Origin of the sequence: Paraburkholderia sediminicola (assembly GCF_046026895.1) — a bacterium.
GTDB classification, from domain to species: Bacteria; Pseudomonadota; Gammaproteobacteria; order Burkholderiales; family Burkholderiaceae; genus Paraburkholderia; species Paraburkholderia sediminicola_C.
Window position 1 is genome coordinate 13,777 of record NZ_JAQQEU010000018.1, and the last position, 21,326, is coordinate 35,102.

Below are 21,326 nucleotides of genomic sequence, written 5' to 3' on the forward strand. Positions count from 1 at the left end.
TATCGGCAGGCGGACGGACGTGCGCCGTCCTTGCCGTCGGCGCGAACGCTCGCGGGTCGCCGATTCAAAAGGGTGCGGGCGCAGCGGCCGCCCGCTGTTTAGCCGTCGCGCCTACCAGCCCGCCGCGGCCCCGTCGCTACGCGGGTCGTAGCCTGCTTCCAGGCACCCGTTGCCGTGCCGGACGATCGCGCCGGCGTGGCCCATTGCTTCGTCGTACGGCCGCATCTGCTCGACGTCATGGCCGAGACGACGCAGCGTATTGAATGTGTCCACAGGAAACCGCGCCTCCAGCTTGAGCGACTCATTGGTTTGCCCCCAGGTGCGACCCAGCAGCCAGCGCGGCGCATCGATAGCGGCTTGCGGATTCCAACCGAAGTGCGCGATCCGCGAAAACACGGCGCTTTGCGATTGCGGCTGGCCGTCGCCGCCCATGTTTCCGTACACCATCGTGCGTCCGTCGGCGAAGCGCGCCAGCGCCGGATTCAGCGTGTGAAATGGCCGTCGCCCAGGTGTGAGCGGATTGCGCGCGGCGGGATCGAGCGAGAAACTGCAGCCGCGGTTTTGCCAGTTGATGCCCGAATCGGGAAGCACGAGGCCGCTGCCGAACTCGTGATAGATGCTCTGAATGAAGCTGACGGCCACGCCATCGGAGTCGATCACGCCGAGCCACACGGTGTCGGCCGGTCCGAGACCACGACCCCACGGCGCTGCCGTGGACATCGAGATCCGCTCGGCCATCGAGTCGAGCACACCCGGCGCAAGCAGCGCTTGTGGATCGATCTCCATGTAATCCGGGTCGGTGATGTGCTTGTCGCGGACGGCGAACGCGAGCTTGGTCGCCTCCACGCACGCGTGGACGTACTCGGGCCCAAGCGGATCCATGTCGTTGCGCAAGACACGGTCGAGCACACCGAGAATCTGCAGCGATACAAGCCCTTGTGTGGGCGGCGGCATGTTGTAGACCGTGCCGAGCGAATGCGTCAGTGCCAGCGGCTTACGCAGCCGTGCACGATGCTGTTCAAGGTCCGCTAGCGATAGTGGACTTTCAAGGGCGCTCAGGTCGGCCGCGATGCTGCGTGCGAGGTCGCCCCGATAGAAGTCGTCGAGACCCGCGTGGGCGAGATGCTCGAGCGTCGCGGCGAGGCGGGGCTGCACAAAGCGCTCGCCGACGGCCGGAACGCCCAGCGGGTTTTCGCTCGTCAGAAACGTCTCGGCGAAGCCCGGGACTGATTCGAGTTCGTCCCGCTTGAGCGCGATGCATTCGGACTGACTCCGCGTGACGGGAATCCCCCTTCCTGCGTAGGCGATCGCATCTTCGAGCAGGCGCGCGACCGGGAGCTTGCCGCCGAGTGTGTCGGTCGACCAGCTATGCGCCAGCGTCCAGCCCGACACGGTTCCGGCCACCGTATTCGCCGCCAGCGGGCCGCGGAACGGGATGGATTGCAGGCCGCGTGCGCGGTAGGCATCGATCGTCGCCGCCGAGGCTGCCGCACCACACGCCTCGATGCCGACGGGCTCTGCACCCGGCCGGGAAATCAACCAGAAGCCGTCGCCGCCGATGCTGTTCATATGCGGATACACCGCTGCGATGGTCGCCGCGGCGGCGATCATCGCCTCGACGGCGTTGCCTCCGTCGCGCAGGATCGCGAGCGCGCTTTGCGACGCCAGCGCATGGGGTGTGACTGCCATCCCGCGGATACCGCGCACAGGATTTAAAGTTTCTGCTGACATATTTCCTCAAACAATCAATCGATCGATCGTCGCTATCCCGTCGAGCCGCTACGGGTTCGCATGATCACGTGATACTTGCTACACACAGCGAAGCTGGCATCAGCGAGAAGCAACTGCGATGTTCAGCCGGTTCAACCTTCCCCCTCGGCGAGCGATAGCAACGCGGCATCGCGCTGACTCGCACCTGGTTGACGCTTGTGAAGCGCATGTCATGGGGGCACTTAACTGCGGGTTTCGTTGCCTGACGGCGAAATTTATGTGCAAACTGCAATATTTGAAATATCCACATTGGATTGTTTTGCACAAAGCATGCCAACGTGCCGAAACCCTTATGTACAGGGGAGAATCGAATACTTCCGGATGGAAACGAGCACACTGTCATGTTCTGTAAGCGTGCAGATAGGCGCAACGAAGGTGCATCGGGCGCAACAAAATCTGCAGCGCACCGCCGCTGTGCGAAACGCCGACGTTGGGCGGCGAAAGGCCACTGCAAGACATTCAAGATTGGTAATCGGTGCGAGAGCCGCCTTCAGAATTGAAGTGCCGTGCCAACGCGATCGCATTGGAACGTCTATGTTGCGGCTTGTGGGCGCACGCCGCGCGATCTGCAGCGGCATCAATGCATCGTACTCAGAGAAAGCGACATGGCCTACGGCACCCGGCATTTCAGCAAAGGGAGCGCCACGAAACGGTCAAGGTGCACGGCGTGCCAAGCAGCAATGACGGCGAGAGACCATCGTCTGGGCGCTTGACGGGCAGGGCGTCCTGATGCGTTCGGAGTGGGACGCGACCAACTATCTGCGCTCTGGCCGTCTCAAGTAATTGTTGCCCGATTGGTCGTTGCCGCCGGCGGTGCCAACGGGGATCCGTGCCGCGCCCGGACTCGGTGCGACAGCGAGCTTGCGCGGCGCGATGCACCGTCCTCGCGCGCACCTGCACAGGTTCCGCGCATTGCATTGTGCTCATGCCGGTCGGGCAAGTGCCCGACTTGCCCACACGTATTGGATTCACCGTATGATGGTACGCTTTATGCCTTACATATGTAAATGCCAATTATTGCAAGTTGCAATTAACACCGCATGAATCCGATCGCGACAGCGAGATCGTTCCCGCATGCGCAATGCACGTATGGCCGAGCTTCATGCCGCCGCAGCGCATCGATACCTTCTATCGACTTTTCTATTAACCACTCGTCAAATTTCACCAACAGGATCCCTAGCCATGGAAGACTATTTCGTATTCAACGCCGGAAACGTGGTGCTGCAATCTGGCATCACGTTCAGAGATGCGAAGCTCGCCTATCAAACCTATGGAGAGTTGAACGCGGAAAAATCGAATGTCATTCTGTATATGACGTCGTTTTCCGCGCACCACTATGACATCGAGTGGATGGTGGGGCCGGGTAAGGCGCTAGACACCGACAAGTACTTCGTCGTTATTCCGAATCTGTTCGGCAATGGACTGTCTTCCTCGCCCAGCAATGCAACCGAGCCTTTTATCGGAAACCGTTGGCCGAATTTTACGATCGCCGATAACGTCGCGATCCAACACCAACTTCTGACGCAAGAACTCGGCATCCACGTTTTGCAATTAGCGTGCGGATGGTCGATGGGCGGGTTGCAGGCTTATCAATGGGCATCAATGTATCCGGACATGGTGAGGCGGCTGGTCGTGCTTTGCGGCGCGGCAAAAACTTCGCCGCACAATCAGGTATTCATCGAGGGCGTCCGCGCTACCCTGACAACGGATCCCGGCTTTCAAAACGGAACGTTCGTCGAGCGTCCCGAACGTGGTCTGCGTGCCATGGGCCGCAATTACGCCGCAATGGCGATGTCCCAGACCTTCTATCGTGACGAGGTGTGGCGGCAGGCCGGTTTTTCCTCGCTCGAAGATTATCTCGTGATGTCGTGGGAGGCGAATTTCCTTAAGCGCGATGGCAACAACCTGCTGGCTCACCTATGGACATGGCAGCATGCGAACATCGCGGCCAATTCCAAATATAACGGCGATTTTCACGCAGCGCTGAAGGCGATTACGGCAAAGGCGTTGATCATGCCAAGCGAAACCGATCTGTATTTCCAGGTGGAAGACAACCGCCTCGAGGTCGAGCAAATGCGAAACGCCAAACTCCTTCCCATTTCGTCGATATGGGGCCATCGCGCCGGGCTGCCGACAGCCAATCTCGACGACGCCGAGTTTATTTCCGCTGCGATAGCCCGGCATCTTGAGGACTGACGTGCTGGGCATGCCGCGGCCGCGTCTCGTGTTTCTCTTGCAGTCTCCGTTGACACCGTCAGCCTCTACGCGAAGGCAGTTGATCAACATTGTGGAACTCGCTGATGCGGATGTGGGTGCGACTCCAACATGTCGGGTGGTACGTCACCGGCGTCCCCCGGCGTGGCAGTCATCCGGCCTGACGAGCCTCGATTCCAGGTCGCGCGACTTTTTCCGAATGCTTCGAAGCGAACCTTTCCACGGGCATGGTGTGCTGCCTGGCGCAGCAACCCACGCGGACGCCAGACTGGTTGTGGGACCAAGACAGTCCACACGAACCGCCGCGTCGTCACATCCAAATCGCTCCCTGGGATCGTCGCGGCCATAAGGGCTGGTCGAATGCGTATGCAGAGCCCGCAATCGGTGCAAGGGTGATATTGAGTCGCGCAGTGCACCCTTCTCGCGCGCGTCGCGCATGGTTTTTGCGCATGCCCATGTGTACATCGCGGTACGAAAACGCCTGATTTATCGATGAAAACTGGGCTTCCGGCATCGTGGCACACTTCGTGCAGATTAAAGTCGCATGGAAACAGAAATTATTGTGAATTGCAACTATATCCACATGATGCGAGCGGACTAAGAGATTGTCGAAGCCGCCGTTTTCACGGCTGGTTCATCTGAACTTGCACTTCGAAGTCTGAGCGCTTTTTCCAGGAGCGTGGCGTCGGGCCTTCAGTCAAGCGCGCTGCCTGAGTTGTTTTCGTGTCACTTATTCGTACGGAGTCGAAGCATGAGCACCCAGAATTTCGAGGCCCGCACCAGCGCGCCGCTTGCCCTTTCACTACACAGCCGCTGGTGGCAATTGTTGTGCGGCCTTGTATGCGCGATGGTCGCCTCCAATCCCCAATATATCTGGACTCTGCTTACGCGCCCGCTGACTGCCCAACTCGGCGTGTCACTGCCGAGTCTGCAGGTTACCTTCTCCATCCTCATTGTCTGCCAGACTTTTCTGTCGCCGCTTGAGGGTTATCTGATCGAGCGCTTTGGGCCGCGCTGGTTGCTGGCCGCGGGTGGCGCGATCACGGGGCTTAGCTGGGTGCTGACGAGCCGCGCGGAATCGCTGCTGTCCGTTTATCTCTGCTACGGCGTTCTGGGAGGAATCGGCGTAGGTATTGTCGTGGTCGGCACGATCGGGCTGATGGCACGCTGGTTCCCAGACCGTCGGGGCTTTGCGATAGGCGTAGTGATGGCGGGCTTCGGCATGGGCGCAATGCTCACGACGTTTCCGATTACCAATAGCATCGCCAGGTACGGCTATCAGCATACGCTGGTCGTCTATGGCGTGATCCTCGGCGTGATCGGCATACTCGCTGCGCTCGGCTTGCGGCTGCCCCCGCCCGGCTACATGGCGGATCAGCGGCTGCCGAAAGGCGCTGCAGCGGTACCCGACACGCGGCCGGGCAATATGCTGCGCACGCCGTTGTTCTGGTTGATGTTTGTGATGATGTCCATGATGGCGACCTCCGGTCTGATGGTGACTTCGCAAATGGCAGTCTTCACGCGAGATTTCGGCGTGGCGGGGGTCACCGTGTTCGGCCTCGCAGCGTTGCCGCTTGCGTTGACAATTGACCGCGTGGCGAACGGCGTGACGCGGCCTATGTTCGGGTGGATCTCCGATCTGATCGGGCGCGAACACACGATGCTGATCGCATTCGGGATGGAAGCGGTAGCGATGACCTTGTGGCTCACGTTGCGGCACGATCCATTGTTGTTCGTGCTGCTGTCAGGTGTCGTCTTTCTCGGCTGGGGCGAGATCTTTTCGCTTTTCCCTTCGACGCTCACGGACACCTTTGGCGGCAAGCATGCGATCGTCAACTACGCCTGCCTGTCATATGCGCAGGGCGTCGGTTCGATCCTCGGCGGACCGGTGGCCGCGTTGCTCCACGAGCATACGGGCGGCTGGGACGCGGTGTTCGGCACGGCTATCGCATTGGACAGTTGTACCGCTGTGCTCGCGATCGCCGCACTCAAGCCGATGCGGCGCGCGTGGTTTGCCCGAGCATCAAGGCGCTCGTAATGGCGGGACGCATGGGGGTGGCGGCCTATCAGTCAGCGCCCGCGACCAGATCAAGGTGGCCCAACTGTTCCCGGGGCAGGGCGGCGTCAACGGCCAGCAGATCGTCTTCAGCGAGTGGCTGCAGCGCATGCTGATACCGTGTGCGATCGCACCGTTGGTTGAGGGGGTGGCGGGCTAATCAGCCTTGAACCGCTTGCTGCACTGTCATCGTGCGCGCTTGCCCCATTCGTGCGCATTGCGGCACGCCCGTGCGGTGTGGCAAGCACCCGCTTGGCTGCACGTACTGGAAGTTACCTTACGATGCTAGGTTTCATGCGCGAAACGCGTAAAATTCAAATGTTGTAGTGTGCAACTGAATTAGAATAGCTGAATGGGAGAACAGCATGTCGAAGGCGCCCTATCCAAGACTGGAGCATTTGAATTTCCGCCTAGACGTACTAAGCGAACTGGCCAAGGGCGTGGCGTCCGGCCTCTACGAAGCCGCATGCGACGTCACCCTGCGCGACCTTCGCGTGCTGCGTTTCGTTGATATGCAGCCGGGTATCTCCCTCGGTCCGCTGATCGAGCTGACCTACCTTGAAAAGACGCTGGTTTCGAAGCTGGTCACCACACTAGCTAACCGTGGTTTGCTGACGCGCTCTACCGGCACGACGGACGCACGCGTCATCAACCTGCACTTGACCAGGAAGGGCAAGACGATTGTCCGCAAGTGCGATCGGATCGGCAAGAGCTTCGACGAGCAGCTCATGTCCGTTCTGTCAGCGGAGGAAAAACGAGTGCTGTTTAACTGCGTGGACAAGCTGACGGAACACGTCGAGGAGGGCGGTGAATGGACGCTCCCGCCGGCACGACGCAAGCGCACAGCTTGAATCATCGTTGTCATGTGTTGCGCGAGACGTTGCAGTCGTTCGTCTTGCCACACGGGGCTCATGCGCGTTTGGCCAGATAAGCATCGGCCAACGCGACGAGCCGTTCTCGGCCGAAGCTAACGTCGTGTCCCGCGTGCACGACCTGCACGGGCAATTCGCGCAAGCGCTTCATCGTGCGCACATAGGTCGGAATGTCGGCGCCGCCGATTTCATCCAGAAGCGGGCCATCGTAGATCGCATCGCCGGAAAAGAGGGTGCCGGTTGCCGCCTCCCATAGACCGATGCTGCCCGGCGAGTGGCCAGGCAGATGCAGTACCTCGAAATGCCGGTTGCCGAGGTCGACGATATTCCCTTCTTTGACGATTTCCGTGACTGTTGCCGCGCGTATCTCGTAGTCGGACATCACATACTCCGCGCTGGGCAGCGCCGTGATCAAATCGCCGTCGAACGGATAGCCCGCTTCACGGTACCGGCGTATCGCGTTCTCGCCCAATACCGATGCCAGCAGCGTTCCGCGCTCGCGCGGCGAACGCAGGTTATCGGCCTCCAACTCGTGGACCAGCGTATGCGCAAACTCATGATGTCCGCCGACATGATCCGAGTGCGTATGCGTCGCAACGGCTGTCACGTTGTTTTGCAAGAGATGCTGGGCTGCCTCACGCAGACTGGCGATGCCCATCCCGGTATCGATCATCAGGTCGCGGTCGCGACCGCGTACGTGCCAGATATTGCAGCGCATCAGCGGCACGACATGAGGCTCCCACAGCAGGGTGATATCGTCGCTGATACGTTTTGACTCGAACCATCGGTCGGCAATCGGCAGCATGGTCATCCGGGGTCGGTAGCATTAAAACGCTACTCTGACACACTCTGCTGCGCCGATCCAGAGCCGGTTGCCAGTGTTTTCCGTCGCACGCTGCTCTTGCGACGCTGCGACGGCGATCCGTGCCAGCGCGCCGCGACGCTCGACTGCTTGTTCCAGGTTGCTGGTCCACCGATAGGCTGCGTTCAATCGCAGGCTATCGTCTAAACAGTCGCCCTGTCGGGTGACCGTGACGTGACGCCCCGTTCTTCTTTACGATCGAACTGCAACCGCGCCGCTTCCATTTCGGTCATGTGACTTTCGGCCCAATCCCAAATTCCGCAGATCTTGTCCAGTAGGCTGTTTCCGAGCGGTGTCAGCCGATAGTCGACGCGCGGCGGTATCACGGGATGCACGTGGCGCGAGACCAGGCCGTCGCGCTCGAGTTGGCGCAGCGTCTTCGTGAGCATCTTCTGACTGACGCCACCGATGTGTTCGCGTAGGCGCGAGAAACGCATCTCGCCACGAGTACCCAGTGCATCGATCACCAGAATGCTCCACTTGTCGGCAATCTGCTCAATGATGTCGCGCGCCAGATCATCGGTTTTCTTTTGCGCATCGTCGTCGGCGCGAAGCGCATCGTCGCAATTTGTTTCCATGGGGGAGAGTATGGGGCCGCGAGGAGTTTCGTGTTTGCCTGATGGGGCTGCCATGACCGTTAGCGTGGTCACCTGGTCAGCATGCCACAGTTCCTCGGACAGCATCCGACACGGGTTCGGTTTGTCAAAGAACAAGTATCTCATGACAATCGAAACACTTGCGATTGAATTGATTACGTACGCCTGTCGATAAAGCCAATCAATCGCGGTGATTGGGCGCGCACTCGACGTATTTGCTCAGGATACCTTCGACAAAGCTGTGCTCGTTGCCGCGGCGGGTTGTGAGCGCAAGAAGCGATCTTGTGACAAATCGTCGATGGACTGTGTCTTCTGTGCAGACCAAAATCAAGACTCCGACCAGCACGAAGGAGTACGTCATGGGCCACGCGGAAGTCCGCGAGTTGCAGATTCCCAAACCAATCGGCGGTCGCTTGCCGGAGCCGCCTGTATTCGCCAGCCTCGACGACGAACGGCAACATCGCAAGCTCAAACTCGCTGCGGCATTTCGCATCTTCGCGCGATTCGGGCTGGCCGAAGGCATTGCCGGACATATCACGGTCCGCGATCCGGAGTTTCACGACCGTTTTTGGGTCAATCCGTATGCGCAGCATTTTTCGTCGATCCATCCTGATGACCTCGTTTGCATTGACGAAGAGGCCAACGTCTATCACGGGACCGGACCCGTCAACGCCGCCGCGGCGGCGATTCACTGCGGCATCCATGGCGCGAATCCCGATGTCGTTGCAGCAGCCCATACCCATACGACTTCCGGCCGCGCGTTTTCAGCGCGCGCTCGGCTGCTTGCTCCGCTCAATCAGGAAGCCTGTCTCTTCTATGACGATCACGTGCTATTTCGCGGCGACGTAGTCGTGCTCGCCGCCGAAGAGGGGCGCCGAATCGCGGAGACGATGGGCACGAAGCGCGCCGCCGTTCTGCTCAATCATGGCCTGCTGACCGTCGGTTCATCGGTCGACGCCGCGGCGTACCGTTTCATTGCAATGGAGCGTTGCTGCCAGGTGCAGTTGCTGGCCGAGGCAGCAGGTCCAATCGAGCCGCTATCGGATGAGGACGCGCGGGCAACGCGCGCGCAACTGGGATCCGACTATGTCGCATGGCTCAACTTCCAGGGGCTCTACCAGCAACTCCTGCGCGACAGTCCTGATCTGCGCGAACTCGCGTGAACATGGACGTCCTCACGGGGACGTCCTCAGTTTGGCACAAGCGTCGTTTCGCAGGCTGCCGTGCGCTCGCGGTGGCAACCTTCGCGATACTCGCGCACGGCCGCGCTCAGCCATTGATCGAAGCGTTTAAGCGGCTCCCAGTCACGCTTCTGCTCGGGAAACGAGTAGTAGATGGTCTCCGGATTCGGGATCGAATGAGGATGCACCTGGACGAGTGCACCGCTGCGCAGCTCGCGTTCAATCAGGATTTGCGGAAGCAAGGCTACGCCTAGTCCTGAAATCGCGGCGTTGATTGCCATGATGAACATGTCGTAGTGCTGGTTCCCCGCGCTATGTTCGATGATCTGGGTGGATGCGCTTTCGGACCATGCAAGCCACGCGCGCGGAAGATCGCGGGTGTGAATCCAGGGCAGCGCGCTGATCCCTGCGCTGCTCAAGCTATCGTGCCTGCCGACCAACGCGGGCGCACAGACGGCCAGAATCCTGTCGTCGCTCACGAGCGGTTGTCCCGGCATGGCGGGCCACAGGCTCTGTCCGAAATAGATCGCGGCATCGAAGCTTGAATTGTCGAAGAACGTCGGCTGGTCGCGCCCCATGATGTGAAGCTGCAGGTCCGGGTTCAGCTCGTAGAAGTCCTGCAGACGCGGAATCAGCCATTGAGACGCGAACGTGACGCCAACCGCCAACTGGATCTTCACTTCACCTTGCTTGCGTATCAGCTCGAGCGTATCGCGGCGAATCTGGTCGAGATGGACGCGAATTCGCCGCGCGTACTCTGCGCCCGCCGCGGACAGTACCAGACGCTGACGCACCCGCTCGAACAGCGGGATGCCCAGATGAGCCTCGAGCTCGTTGACCTTTTTGCAAACGGCACCATGCGTTTGCGACAGCTCGACAGCTGCCTTCGAAAAGCTTTCATGGCGTGCCGCTGCTTCAAAAGCTTGCAGCGCACTCAGACTAGGGACACCGCGACGCATCGAAAATCCTTGCTGGCGAGAAGAAATGGGCAATGGATCGTTCGATGATAGTCCCAAGGACGGCGAGGCGCTGGCCATGCTTATTCGCTGGCAAGCTGTGGCTGGCCAACGTGGCGCCAGCGGGTCTCGAGCAGTGCGACCGTGATCGACGCGAGCACCATCGTTGCGGCAATGCCGATAAACGCGAGGACGAACGTGCCGGTCGTATCCTTTACCCAACCGATAAAATACGGCAACAAAAATCCTGACGATACCCCGATGCTCGTGATCAGCGCGATGCCGGCCGCTGCAGCGCGATCGGTGAGAATGCGGCTAGGCAGCTGCCAGAAGGTCGTGATGCTGCAGAAGCAGGCCGCGGAGCCGATCGAGAGGGCGATGATCGACTGGTAGGGAGACTTCAGCAGCAGGGCCACCGAGAGCGCGGTCGCGCACACCAGCAGCGGGCCTGCCACATGCCGGGCGCCGACCTGGTGACGGCTGACCAGGCGGCCCCAGATCAGCGTCGCGACAACTGCAACGCCGAATGGAATCGCCGTGATCAGCCCGATATCCACCAGGCTGTACTTCACCCCAAAAGTGGTTTCAAACGTTTTGATGACTTGCGGCAGGAAGTAGAGCAAGCCGATGATGCCGGCGTTGGTGCCGAAGTAGACGAGACCGAGCGCCCAGACTTTCGGATTTGCGAGTGCCCGCGAGGCGCTGGACGGCGAAGTGGCGGCCGCTGCCTCGGCCCGTTCGCCCGCCAGCGCCGCGGCGATTTCACTCTTTTCCGCAGCGGAAAGCCAGCGTGAGCGGGATGGGTCGTCGGTCAGCCAGAAGTAGGCACCCCCGGCCAGCACCATTGCGGGAATCCCCTCCAGCAGCAACATGGCGCGCCAGCCGGTGATACCGAACACGTTCGCATGTGCCATCAGCCAGGTGGACACCGGCGCCCCGAGCACGCCGGTCAGCGGGATGGCTGTCACGAACAGAGACATCATCCATACGCGATTGCGCGCCGGCATCCACAGCGTGAGGTAGTACACCATGCCCGGAAACAGGCCGGCTTCGAACGCGCCAAGAAAGAAGCGGGCGATATAGAGCCAGCGGGAGTCGGGAACGAAGCTCGTCAGCGAGGAGAGCAGACCCCAACTCAGGAGAATGCGCGTCATCCATAGCCGCGCGCCAAACCGATGCATGCACAGGTTGCTCGGCACTTCGAAGAGGATGTAGCCGAGAAAAAACAGGCTTGCGGCGAAGCCGTATTGCGCCGTCGTCATGTGGAGCTCGGCGTTCATGGTCAGCGCCGCATAGCCGATGTTCGCGCGGTCAAGCTGGTTCGCGATGTACATCACGATCATCAGCGGCGCGAGCCGCCAGGCGATCCGTTTCATCAACCGATCAGAAATCGCAGGTTTGTGCGGCCCGAAATCCATGGCTTCCTCCAGATTGACGCGTTGCGGAATGCTATCGAGGATGATTAAGCGCCCTCACCGAAGGTACGACAATGCACGAAAAATATTGACTTTGTGAGCAAACGTCACAGATCGGGGCGGGCGCCTTGACGACCACCCATTCGCCCCGGACGTGTTCTCAGTCGGCCGCCCCTTCGCTTCCCAACAGCGTGGGGCCGGGATCGGCAGGGTTGGCGGTGGATGGCGTGCGGCCGAGAAATCCCAGCACGACGAGCGCGGAGGCCAGTGTGATTGCCACGAGAATATGGAGCAGGATGTGGAACGCGCCATCGTACGCCTGTGCGAGAGCAGGCTGCCCAAGCGCGGGCAGAAGAGCGACGGCATGAGGCAGATCGCCGGTTGCCACACGTTGGGCGGCTTGCGCGGCGGCATCGCGCGAAACGGACGGGAACGCTGCGAGTGCATCGGATAGCCTTAGACGTGTGAGGATCGCCAATATCGCGCCGGCGATTGCGAGCGTCATGCCCTCTCCTGCGACACGTGTCGTGCTGAAGATGCCGGTTGCCATGCCCGCGCGTTCCTTTGGGACGACGCTCACCGACAAGCCGTCCATCAGGCCCCACGGCAGGCCGGCTCCGGCTCCGATGATGAACAGCGGAAGCGTCAGGGCCCCGGATGGCGCGTCGGGCGCGATGTCACTGAACCAAAGCATACCGAGCGCCGCTATGAGGAGGCCCACTGCTGAAATGACACCGGCCGACGTCCATCGCGTGAGAAAGGCCGCCGTGATGGGCACAAAGAGCATCGGCGCCGATAGCGAGACCATCATCAAACCGGCGTCGATCGCAGAATGCCCTTCAATGCCGATGAATCGCGTCGGCAAGACGAGAAGCAGGGTCACGTAACAAAATGCCGTCGCTAGCGGGAGTATTTGCACGCCCACGAAGCGCGGATAGCGAAACAGCGACAGGTCGAGCATCGGCCGGGAAACACGCTTTTCGATCCAGACGAACGCGATGAACATCGCCACGGCGCTTGAGAACAGCCCAATGATGAGAGAGCTGCTCCAGCCGCTTTCGGGCCCTTGCAACAGCCCGAATGTGAAGAGTGTCAGCGCGGCGGTAAAGCTGGCAGCGCCAGGCCAATCGAGACCCGTGGCATTCGGGTCGTACGATTCTCTTAGCTTCGGCACTCCGAGTGCGAATCCGGTCAGGCCGATTGCGGCGTCCGCGAGGAAGAACGAACGCCAACCGAACGTCTCCGTAAGAAACCCCGCGAGTAGCGGGCCCAGCGCGAGGCCCAGGCCGAAGGTGGTGCCGAGCATGCTGAACGCGCGGGCGCGCCCATGTCCGTCGAACTCCTGTGCGAGCGCTGCCGACGCGCCGGCCAGCACCAATGCGGCGGCCATGCCCTGTAGCGCGCGCTGAAAATCGACCCACCACAGACTCGGCGACGCGGCGATCCCGAGTGACGTCAATGCGAAGAGCACCACGCCTATGGCGAATACACGCTTTCGTCCGAACAGATCGGCAAGCGCTCCCGAGGCCATCAGACTGCTGCCGAAGCTCAGCATAAAGGCGTTGAGAATCCAGTTGACCGCCACGGGGCTGCCTCCCAGCGCGGTGCCGATGGCCGGCGCGGACACGGCCGCACCGCCGAAATTCAGCGGCAGCACGAGCACTGCGATGCAAATCCCCACGAGGATCAGCATCTGTTGCGAGGTGCTACGGGGGGCTGCTACGTCGGCTGTTGACATGACATCGGCCGGGGCGGCCGGTCGTACTGTGGACGGGGTACGGCTCTTTTCCTGCACTGACTCTCTCTCTGTTCAACTTCTACGATCATGCTCATCAGGACATGCGAATTCACTTGATCGTCGCCAGTGCCTATTTCATGGAGAATCTGGATGCGACGGTGATCTCGACTGCACATAAACGGAGAACGGGATTCGGGTTGCGCGCCAGGCCCTCGAACGCTTCAGATTGAAGCGTTCGCATTCGATGGCAGCCAAAGTTGGGACTCGCTTCGCGGTAGCCTGAGATAATGCATGGCCTCGCCCGGGTGCCTGGCGAGCCTCTTCGTCGCACCCTGCCGATACACTCTATCAAATCATAAGTCGTCACGTGAAGACTTATTTCTCGAAAGCGATGGACACAGGAGCGTCATGAAGGCCAAACGCAAAGATGTTGCAGAACCGGGCAGCAAGCCCGTAGCGAGTCGCGCGCCGATCAGGCGGCCGATGAAAAAAGCACCGCAGCGTCTGCCACGCGCCGAGCGTCAGGCGCGCGTTCTGGAGAAGGCCGCCGAGTATTTCGCCGAGCACGGCCTGAACGCGCAGACTCGCGCGATTGCCGAAGCCTGTGGCGTGTCGCAACGTTTGCTGTATAGCCTGTTCCCTAGCAAGGCCGCGTTGATCGACGAAGTTTACAAGCGCGAAATTGTAGGAACTTTCAGGGCGATGTGGTTTGTTCAATTGAAAGACCGCAGTGTGCCGATTGAAAGCAGGCTCAATACTTTTTATCGCGAGTACTACGACACCCTGCTGACGCGGCAGTGGTTGCGCCTGTTCCTCTACTCGTCACTTGAAGATCTGCAAATGGCGCCGACGTACACGAATGCGGTGGTGACGCATGCGCTCGAGATCATTGTCACTGAGACAGCGCACGCCTTGGGATGCGGCGTACCGGCCGATCCGGCGCATCTGACCGAGGTGGGCTGGCTGCTGCATGGCTCGGTATCCCACCTTGCGATTCGCCGCCGCATTTATTCGAACGACAACACCACGCCCAGCGACGCGGTGATTGCGATGCACGTGCGCGCCTTCCTCACGAGCGCGCCAGCGCTGCTTCCAGCGCTGGAAGGTTGACGCTTCTTCAAGCGGGCTGTATGCGAGTTGCCAAGGGTTTCGTCTTCAGTCACCGATCACTGCGGCGTCTGGCTCCCGGTTCGCTTGCCCGCGCATCAGCAGGAGCAGCGCGACGAGCACAAGCACTATCGTCAAGCCGACAAAGAGCAGCGTCGCTCGCTGAATTCCGACGAGCTGCACGGCGAAGCCCAGACCGATCACCGGTAGTGAGATCGCCACATAAAGCACGACGAAATAGCTCGACGTAACTTCCGCCCGCCGGTGCGCGGGCGCCGCCGACGCGATCTCACCCAAGCCGGCGCGGAAGCTGATGCCTTGCCCGATTCCTGCCAGGGCGGTGCCGAGCAAAAGCAAGCCGGTCGAGCGCTCGGGCACGCACAGGCCGACACAGAGCAGTCCCACGACGAGTCCGATGCACCCTGCCGCTTGCCGCCACCGGGCAGCAATGAACGCCTGCACGATCTGCCCGAGAGCGGAGCACGCGAACAGCAGAAACACAATCGAGCCGGTGACTATGCCGCTGTGAAAGCCGAGGACGACCCGAATCAGTTGAGGGGCGACCGCCGCAAAGAAGCCCACCACGACGAAACCCGCAAACCCCGCTAGCGCGGCAGGAATGAACGCACGGCGCACCTCGACAGGAAGCGAAATTCTCTGGATGCCGAGCTTCACGCGCGCGGGAATCGTGGCAGTCTCCGGCACACCGAGGACGGCGAGCGCGGCGAGGCCGACCAGCGCCAGATGCACCGTATAGGGCAACTGCGTCGGCCAGGGAAATAGTTCCACCAGGATGCCGCTTAGCAAAGGACCGCAACCCAGCCCGAGCATATTGGAGGCGGTAGCCGCGAGCATCGCTTTGCCGCGCCACGCAGGCGGCGCGAGTTCGATCACGGCTACGGTGGCGGTTCCTGTGAAGATGCCGGCAGAGACTCCCGACAGCAGGCGGCCCAGCATCAGAAGCACCAACCCGTCGCTGAGCAGGAACGTCACCGCCGACGCGGCCGACGCACACAACCCCGCCAGCAGCATGCGACGACGGCCTAACTGATCGGACCAGTTGCCGATCAGCAGCAGCGCACCCAGCACGCCGATTGCATATGACGCGTAGATCACGGTGATGACGGTCGGGGTAAAACCATACTGCTGCTGGTAGTAGCGATAGATTGCTGTCGGTAGCGTTGTACCCATCATGTTGATCGCAAACGCCAACGCTACAGCCAGAAACGCGATCGGGGATTGCGGTGCGCCAGAAACTGCTTTCATCAAATGTCCCAACGGTTGCTCGAAGACTGCGCGCAATTATGGGCAATTTCTCACGGCTTTGCAGAGCGCACGCCGATGGTGGTCAGTACCGGCTTCAAGTGACGATGACCACGCCGCGCGATCGAGCGACGCTCCAGTGATGCGAGCTGATAGTCGACCCGCGCCAGATCGTCGGTTGTCCTCTGCGAGTTGTCGTGCGTCGGCGTGCGCGTAAGCGCTGTCGTAGCAATTAGTTTCCATGGGGAAAGTATGAAACCGCCAGGTGCCTTCTTGTGATGTGCGGATGCCGCTGAAATAATCGGCTCGCCTGGCCGTCCGATGGGCGCGTCGCCCGATGGGCGCGTCGCCGTTTGTCAGTTCGCATTCGACCCGGATGCGCTGCTGTTCGAAGTAGTGCTTTGATTTGAGAGCTTCACATGACTATTGAAACAATCGCAATTGAAGGTTTAACGACCCCCGTCTCACGCGTCGGCCTGGGCACCTGGGCCATTGGCGGATGGATGTGGGGCGGCACCGACGAGAAAGAATCGATCGCGGTGATCCGCCGGGCGCTCGACAGCGGTGTCAATCTGATCGATACAGCACCGGCGTACGGTTTCGGCGCTTCGGAGGAAATCATTGGCAAGGCGCTGACCGACGGGTACCGGCACAAGGCGGTCATCGCAACCAAGGTCGCACTGGAATGGCACGACGGCACGGTATTTCGCAATTCGGCGCCGGAGCGCATTCGTCAGGAAGTCGAGGACACACTGAGGCGCTTGCGGACAGATTACATCGATCTGTATCAGGTCCACTGGCCCGACCCGCTCGTGCCGATCGAAGAGACCGCCGAGGTGCTCGACGATCTGCGCAAGGAAGGCAAGGTGCGGGCGCTGGGCGTCAGCAACTTCTCGCCTGCGCAAATGGATGCCTTCCGGCGCGTGGCGCCGCTCTCGGCCACTCAGCCGCCGTATAACCTGTTCGAGCGGGAGATAGACCGTGACGTGCTGCCGTACGCGAAACAGCATGGGCTCGTCGCGCTGGCCTATGGGGCGCTGTGCCGCGGACTGCTGGCGGGGCGCATCGGCGTCGACACGCGCTTCGAGGGCGACGACCTGCGCCAGCGCGATCCGAAGTTTTGCGCGCCGCGTCGCGAGCAATATGTCGCGGCCGTAAAAGCGCTGAACGTGTTCGCGCGCGATAACTTCGACAAGTCGGTGCTCGCGCTGGCGGTGCGCTGGGTGCTCGATCGCGGCCCGACGATCGCGCTATGGGGCGCACGTCGCCCGGCGCAACTGGACGGGATCGACGAGGTGTTCGGCTGGCGCCTCGACGAGAAGGCGTTCAAACAGATCGACGCGATTGTCGCGAACTTCGTCAAGGATCCCGTGGGGCCGGAGTTCATGGCGCCGCCGCAACGCGTGCTCGTAGCGTAAAAAGGAGACACCAAACATGCGAACCCTTCGACGCACCTTCATGATCCATTCAATCGGCGCCGCAGCGCTTGCAATCACAGGACGCTCCGTTTGGGCGGCACCTCCACAGCTGCAGGAGAGCGATCCCGCTGCGCAGGCGCTCGGGTATAAGGCCGATGCAAGCCAGGTCGATCACACGAAATATCCCCATTTCAACAGCAACCAGCGCTGCGCGAACTGTCAGTTCTACCAGGGTAAGCCAGCCGACGCCAACGCGCTCTGTGCGCTGTTCGGCGCGAAGCAGGTGAGCGGCGCCGGATGGTGCAAGGCCTATCAGGCAAGAGCATGAACGGCGTGCGCAGCTAAAGCGAACACAGGCAGCGCCGGCAGGCATGGCGTGCGTCGACAACAAGGAGTGAACGGATGGAACTGATTGTGAATGGCGAGCATCACAACGTCGACGCCGACGCGAACATGCCGCTGCTGTGGGCGGTGCGGGACCTGTTGGGACTGCATGGCACCAAGTTCGGCTGTGGCGTGGGCGCATGTGGCGCGTGCACTGTCCATCTGGATGGCGTGGCCGTGCGCTCGTGCGTCACGTCGCTGGCGGATGTACAGGGCAAGTCCGTGACGACGATCGAAGGCCTGGGCAAAGGCGGCGACCATCCCGTGCAGCGAGCGTGGAAAGCCGCGAATGTGCCGCAGTGCGGGTACTGTCAGCCCGGCCAGATGATGCAGGCTGCGTCGCTGCTCAAACAGACGCCGAAGCCGAGCGACGAGCAGATCGTCCAGGCGATGTCCGGCAATGTCTGCCGCTGCGGCACCTATCAACGCATCAAGGTTGCCATCAAGGCTGCGGCGGAGCAGGCGTCATGAGCGAGATCGTCAATTTGAGCCGACGCCGGGTACTGAAGGGCACATTGGCGGGCGGCGTGGTGCTGGGTCTGCAGGTCGGCGGCGCGCGCATGGCGCTTGCGGCGGCCCCGCTCGCCTCGGCAAACGGTGTCAAAGCCGTGTTTGCGCCGAACGTCTATGTGTCGGTTACGCCGTCCGGCGAGATCGTGCTGGTCGTGCATCGCTCCGAGATGGGCACCGGCATCCGTACCAGCCTCGCGATGATCCTCGCGGACGAACTCGATGCCGACTGGAACACAGTCAGGGTTGTGCAGGCACAAGGCGATGCGAAGTACGGCGACCAGAATACCGATGGCTCTCGTAGCATCCGCCAGTTCTTCCAGCCACTGCGCGAGGCAGGCGGCTCCGCGCGGCACATGCTGATCGCGGCTGCCGCGTCGCAGTGGCGCGTAAGCCCGGCGAGCTGCCGGACCGAACCCGGCCACGTGGTGCATGCGGCGAGCGGGCGGCGTATTTCATACGGCGCGGTGGCGCAGGCTGCGGCGCATCAGCCGGTGCCCGGCCGCGCTACGCTGCAATTGAAAAACGAGGACACGTGGCGCTATATCGGCAAGTCCCTGCCGATCGTCGATCTCGACGACATCGTTCACGGCCGCGCGACGTACGGCATCGATGTCGTGCTACCCGGGATGACGTATGCGTCGGTCGAACGTTCGCCCGTGTACGGCGCAACGCTCAAAAGCGTCGACTCGACCGACGCGATGAAGGTGCCCGGCGTGCTGCACGTGGTGCGCATTTCTTCGGCGCCGCTGCCCGCCGGCTTCCGGCCACTGGGCGGCGTCGCGGTGGTCGCGACCAGCACCTGGGCCGCGCTGCAAGGGCGCCAGAAACTCAAGCTCGAATGGGACCTCGGGCCGAACGGCACGTACGATAGCCAGACGTATCGCAAGGCGCTTGAAGACACCGCGCGGCAACCTGGGAAGGTCGTACGCAACAACGGGGATACCGCGGGAGCGTTGAAGGACGCCGCACGACACGTATCGGCGGACTATTACGTGCCGCATCTGGCGCACGCGGCGATGGAGCCGCTGGCTGCAACTGCATCGTTTGCAAACGGCGCAGTCGAGGTCTGGACTGCCACGCAAAATCCTCAGCAGGCACGCACGACCGTCGCGCAAGTACTCGGCGTGCAGGAACAGGCCGTGACAATCAATGTGACGTTGCTCGGCGGCGGCTTCGGCCGCAAGTCGAAGCCGGATTACGTAGCCGAAGCCGCGTACCTGGCCCGCGACGTCGGCGCACCCGTCAAGCTGACGTGGACACGCGAGGACGACATACGTAACGACTATTTCCATGCCGTGTGCGCGCAGCACATGGAAGGCGGCCTCGATGCGCAGGGCAAGACCATTGCGTGGTTGCACCGGAGCGTGTTTCCGTCCATCGGCTCGACGTTCACGCCGAACGTGATTTATGGCTCGGCGGGCGAACTCGGTCAGGGCGTGACCGACATGCCATATGAAGTCGCCAATGTGCAATGCGAGAACGGAGCGGCGCCTGCGCATACACGTATCGGCTGGTATCGCTCGGTGTACAACATTCCGCACGGCTTCGCAGTGGGCTCGTTCGTCGACGAACTCGCCGCTGCGGCGCGGCAGGATCCGGTGCAGCATCTGCTTGCGCTGCTGGGCAGTCCGCGCCATGTCGATCTGCATGCGCTGGGGGTCGATTATCCGAACTACGGTGCGTCGATCGACGAGTATCCAATCGATACCGCGCGCTATGCCGCAGTGGTCCGCGCGGCGGCGGTGCGTTCGAATTGGACCGCGGCGTTGCCCGCTCGCCACGGACGCGGGATCGCTGTCCATCGCAGCTTTTTGACGTACGTTGCCGCGGTTGCGCAGGTGCAGGTGGCCGACGATGGCTCGGTGCGCGTGACGCGTGTCGATCTGGCGGTCGACTGCGGACGTATCGTCAATCCCGACCGCGTGATCGCGCAGTTCGAAGGCGCGGTGGTCATGGCTCTCGGCAATACGCTATACAGCGAACTGACGTTCAGTCAGGGGGCGGCCGAGCAGTCGAACTTCACCGACTATCGGGTCGCCCGCATCGACTCCGTGCCGGAAACGCATGTCTATATCGTGCCGAGCGCCGCGCCGCCCGGCGGTGTTGGCGAGCCGGGTGTGCCGCCGACGGCGGCGGCGATCTGCAACGCGATCTTCAATGCGACAGGCACGCGGATTCGGGCGTTGCCGGTCGATAGCGCGCTGTTGAAGCGGGCGTGACCCGCATAGGGGCTAAAAGCACAGACTGTCCGGGTGTCGCGACCACTTAATTTGCCGATGGTCGACGCCGCATGAAAAGCGGCTCATCGGCAACGTCTCATTGTGTCTCGCCGACACGGCGCAGAGCCTGCTCTACAGCCGGATTGTGTTGTGCGATCGCCATTTGCAATGCGGTGCCGCCGCGCGCATCGACATGATTCGCGTTGGCGCCGTGTGCGACGAGCACCGGAATCATATCGAGTCGGCCGAATAGCGCGGCAAACGACAATGCCGTTTCTCCCGCGTTGTTGGTTTGATCGATATCACAATGCGTGTCGAGCAACATCGTTGCGATGTTCGTTTCGCCTTTGAAGAGCGCTCCCATTAGCGCCGTATTGCCATTCCGGTCGGCCGCGCACGCGTTGGCGCCTGAAGCAAGGAGGGCCTTCAAGGTCTCCGGGTGATTGTCGTACGCACTAAGGATCAACGCGGTATAGCCTTCGGGCGTCGTTGTCTCGAGCGGGAAATGGGCATCGATCAACGCCTGAACAATATCCGTGCGTCCCGCACGCGCCGCAGCAAGCCAGTCTTCGGTGAAACGCGGCGTGTCCGTCACGGCCGAATACGTTCCCGACTGATATACATGCTCCGCGCAACTCGCTGTCAACAGTGCGGTCAGGGTGATGGCCGCCACGGTCCGAACCAGGCGCCGGGCAGCAAAAGAACATCGCATTGCGTCCTCCGTGAGAGAGCATACCTATTCAATGGGGGAAACCTGCTTGA

18 protein-coding genes are annotated in these 21,326 nt (G+C 61.4%); 10 read left to right on the forward strand and 8 right to left on the reverse strand.

Going from position 1 to position 21,326, the window contains the following annotated elements:
- Positions 1-111: 111 nt before the first annotated feature.
- Positions 112-1,731, reverse strand: a complete 1,620-nt coding sequence (locus tag PQR02_RS15105) for a gamma-glutamyltransferase family protein (protein WP_408231944.1) — start codon at positions 1,729-1,731, stop codon at positions 112-114.
- 1,221 nt (positions 1,732-2,952) lie between these two features.
- Here PQR02_RS15105 and PQR02_RS15110 point away from each other — a divergent pair.
- The 4 genes from PQR02_RS15110 (at position 2,953) to PQR02_RS15125 (ending at position 6,891) form a co-directional block, all read left to right on the forward strand.
- Positions 2,953-3,966: an alpha/beta fold hydrolase gene (locus PQR02_RS15110; protein WP_408231947.1), complete on the forward strand. Its 1,014-nt coding sequence runs from the start codon at positions 2,953-2,955 to the stop codon at positions 3,964-3,966.
- Between the two features lie 769 nt (positions 3,967-4,735).
- Complete coding sequence (gene oxlT, locus PQR02_RS15115; RefSeq protein ID WP_408231950.1) at positions 4,736-6,022, forward strand: oxalate/formate MFS antiporter; 1,287 nt, start codon at positions 4,736-4,738, stop codon at positions 6,020-6,022.
- A 55-nt stretch (positions 6,023-6,077) separates the two neighbouring features.
- Positions 6,078-6,200, forward strand: a complete 123-nt coding sequence (locus PQR02_RS15120; RefSeq protein ID WP_408231953.1) for a hypothetical protein — start codon at positions 6,078-6,080, stop codon at positions 6,198-6,200.
- 205 nt (positions 6,201-6,405) lie between these two features.
- Positions 6,406-6,891: a MarR family winged helix-turn-helix transcriptional regulator gene (locus PQR02_RS15125; RefSeq protein ID WP_408231956.1), complete on the forward strand. Its 486-nt coding sequence runs from the start codon at positions 6,406-6,408 to the stop codon at positions 6,889-6,891.
- 58 nt (positions 6,892-6,949) lie between these two features.
- On the opposite strand, the gene PQR02_RS15130 is transcribed toward PQR02_RS15125, so the two are convergent.
- Both PQR02_RS15130 and PQR02_RS15135 read right to left on the reverse strand, forming a co-directional pair.
- Complete coding sequence (locus PQR02_RS15130; protein ID WP_408231959.1) at positions 6,950-7,717, reverse strand: MBL fold metallo-hydrolase; 768 nt, start codon at positions 7,715-7,717, stop codon at positions 6,950-6,952.
- A 200-nt stretch (positions 7,718-7,917) separates the two neighbouring features.
- On the reverse strand, positions 7,918-8,487 hold the full coding sequence (locus tag PQR02_RS15135; protein WP_408231962.1) for a winged helix-turn-helix transcriptional regulator: 570 nt from the start codon (positions 8,485-8,487) through the stop codon (positions 7,918-7,920).
- 242 nt (positions 8,488-8,729) lie between these two features.
- Between PQR02_RS15135 and PQR02_RS15140 the strand changes: the two genes are divergently transcribed.
- On the forward strand, positions 8,730-9,533 hold the full coding sequence (locus PQR02_RS15140) for a class II aldolase/adducin family protein (RefSeq protein WP_408231965.1): 804 nt from the start codon (positions 8,730-8,732) through the stop codon (positions 9,531-9,533).
- Between the two features lie 26 nt (positions 9,534-9,559).
- Here the strand turns inward: PQR02_RS15140 and PQR02_RS15145 are convergent, their stop codons facing one another.
- The 3 genes from PQR02_RS15145 to PQR02_RS15155 form a co-directional block, all read right to left on the reverse strand.
- Positions 9,560-10,510, reverse strand: coding sequence for a LysR substrate-binding domain-containing protein (locus tag PQR02_RS15145; protein ID WP_408231968.1), 951 nt, complete (start codon positions 10,508-10,510; stop codon positions 9,560-9,562).
- An 80-nt stretch (positions 10,511-10,590) separates the two neighbouring features.
- Entirely contained in the window at positions 10,591-11,883 is a 1,293-nt protein-coding gene (locus PQR02_RS15150; RefSeq protein ID WP_408231971.1) for an MFS transporter, read from the reverse strand.
- 199 nt (positions 11,884-12,082) lie between these two features.
- Positions 12,083-13,660 carry an MFS transporter gene (locus PQR02_RS15155; protein WP_408231974.1) on the reverse strand — a complete coding sequence of 526 codons (1,578 nt, stop codon included), beginning with the start codon at positions 13,658-13,660 and terminating at the stop codon, positions 12,083-12,085.
- Between the two features lie 291 nt (positions 13,661-13,951).
- On the opposite strand from PQR02_RS15155, the gene PQR02_RS15160 reads away from it, so the two are divergent.
- The gene (locus PQR02_RS15160; RefSeq protein ID WP_408231977.1) at positions 13,952-14,770 is read left to right on the forward strand and encodes a TetR/AcrR family transcriptional regulator; all 819 of its coding nucleotides are present in this window, start codon (positions 13,952-13,954) and stop codon (positions 14,768-14,770) included.
- 45 nt (positions 14,771-14,815) lie between these two features.
- Here PQR02_RS15160 and PQR02_RS15165 read toward each other — a convergent pair whose 3' ends face one another.
- Positions 14,816-16,033: an MFS transporter gene (locus PQR02_RS15165; protein ID WP_408231980.1), complete on the reverse strand. Its 1,218-nt coding sequence runs from the start codon at positions 16,031-16,033 to the stop codon at positions 14,816-14,818.
- 416 nt (positions 16,034-16,449) lie between these two features.
- Between PQR02_RS15165 and PQR02_RS15170 the strand changes: the two genes are divergently transcribed.
- From PQR02_RS15170 to PQR02_RS15185, 4 genes are all read left to right on the forward strand, one after another.
- The gene (locus tag PQR02_RS15170) at positions 16,450-17,448 is read left to right on the forward strand and encodes an aldo/keto reductase (protein WP_408231983.1); all 999 of its coding nucleotides are present in this window, start codon (positions 16,450-16,452) and stop codon (positions 17,446-17,448) included.
- Positions 17,449-17,464: 16 nt separating this feature from the next.
- The gene (locus PQR02_RS15175) at positions 17,465-17,776 is read left to right on the forward strand and encodes a high-potential iron-sulfur protein (RefSeq protein ID WP_408231986.1); all 312 of its coding nucleotides are present in this window, start codon (positions 17,465-17,467) and stop codon (positions 17,774-17,776) included.
- 74 nt (positions 17,777-17,850) lie between these two features.
- A complete protein-coding gene (locus PQR02_RS15180; protein WP_408231989.1) occupies positions 17,851-18,303 on the forward strand; it encodes a (2Fe-2S)-binding protein in 453 nt (150 codons plus the stop codon).
- Entirely contained in the window at positions 18,300-20,564 is a 2,265-nt protein-coding gene (locus tag PQR02_RS15185) for a xanthine dehydrogenase family protein molybdopterin-binding subunit (RefSeq protein ID WP_408231992.1), read from the forward strand. The genes PQR02_RS15180 and PQR02_RS15185 overlap by 4 nt, the downstream gene beginning before the upstream one ends.
- Positions 20,565-20,661: 97 nt before the next feature.
- Here the strand turns inward: PQR02_RS15185 and PQR02_RS15190 are convergent, their stop codons facing one another.
- A complete protein-coding gene (locus tag PQR02_RS15190) occupies positions 20,662-21,276 on the reverse strand; it encodes an ankyrin repeat domain-containing protein (RefSeq protein ID WP_408231996.1) in 615 nt (204 codons plus the stop codon).
- Between the last annotated feature and the right edge of the window lie 50 nt (positions 21,277-21,326).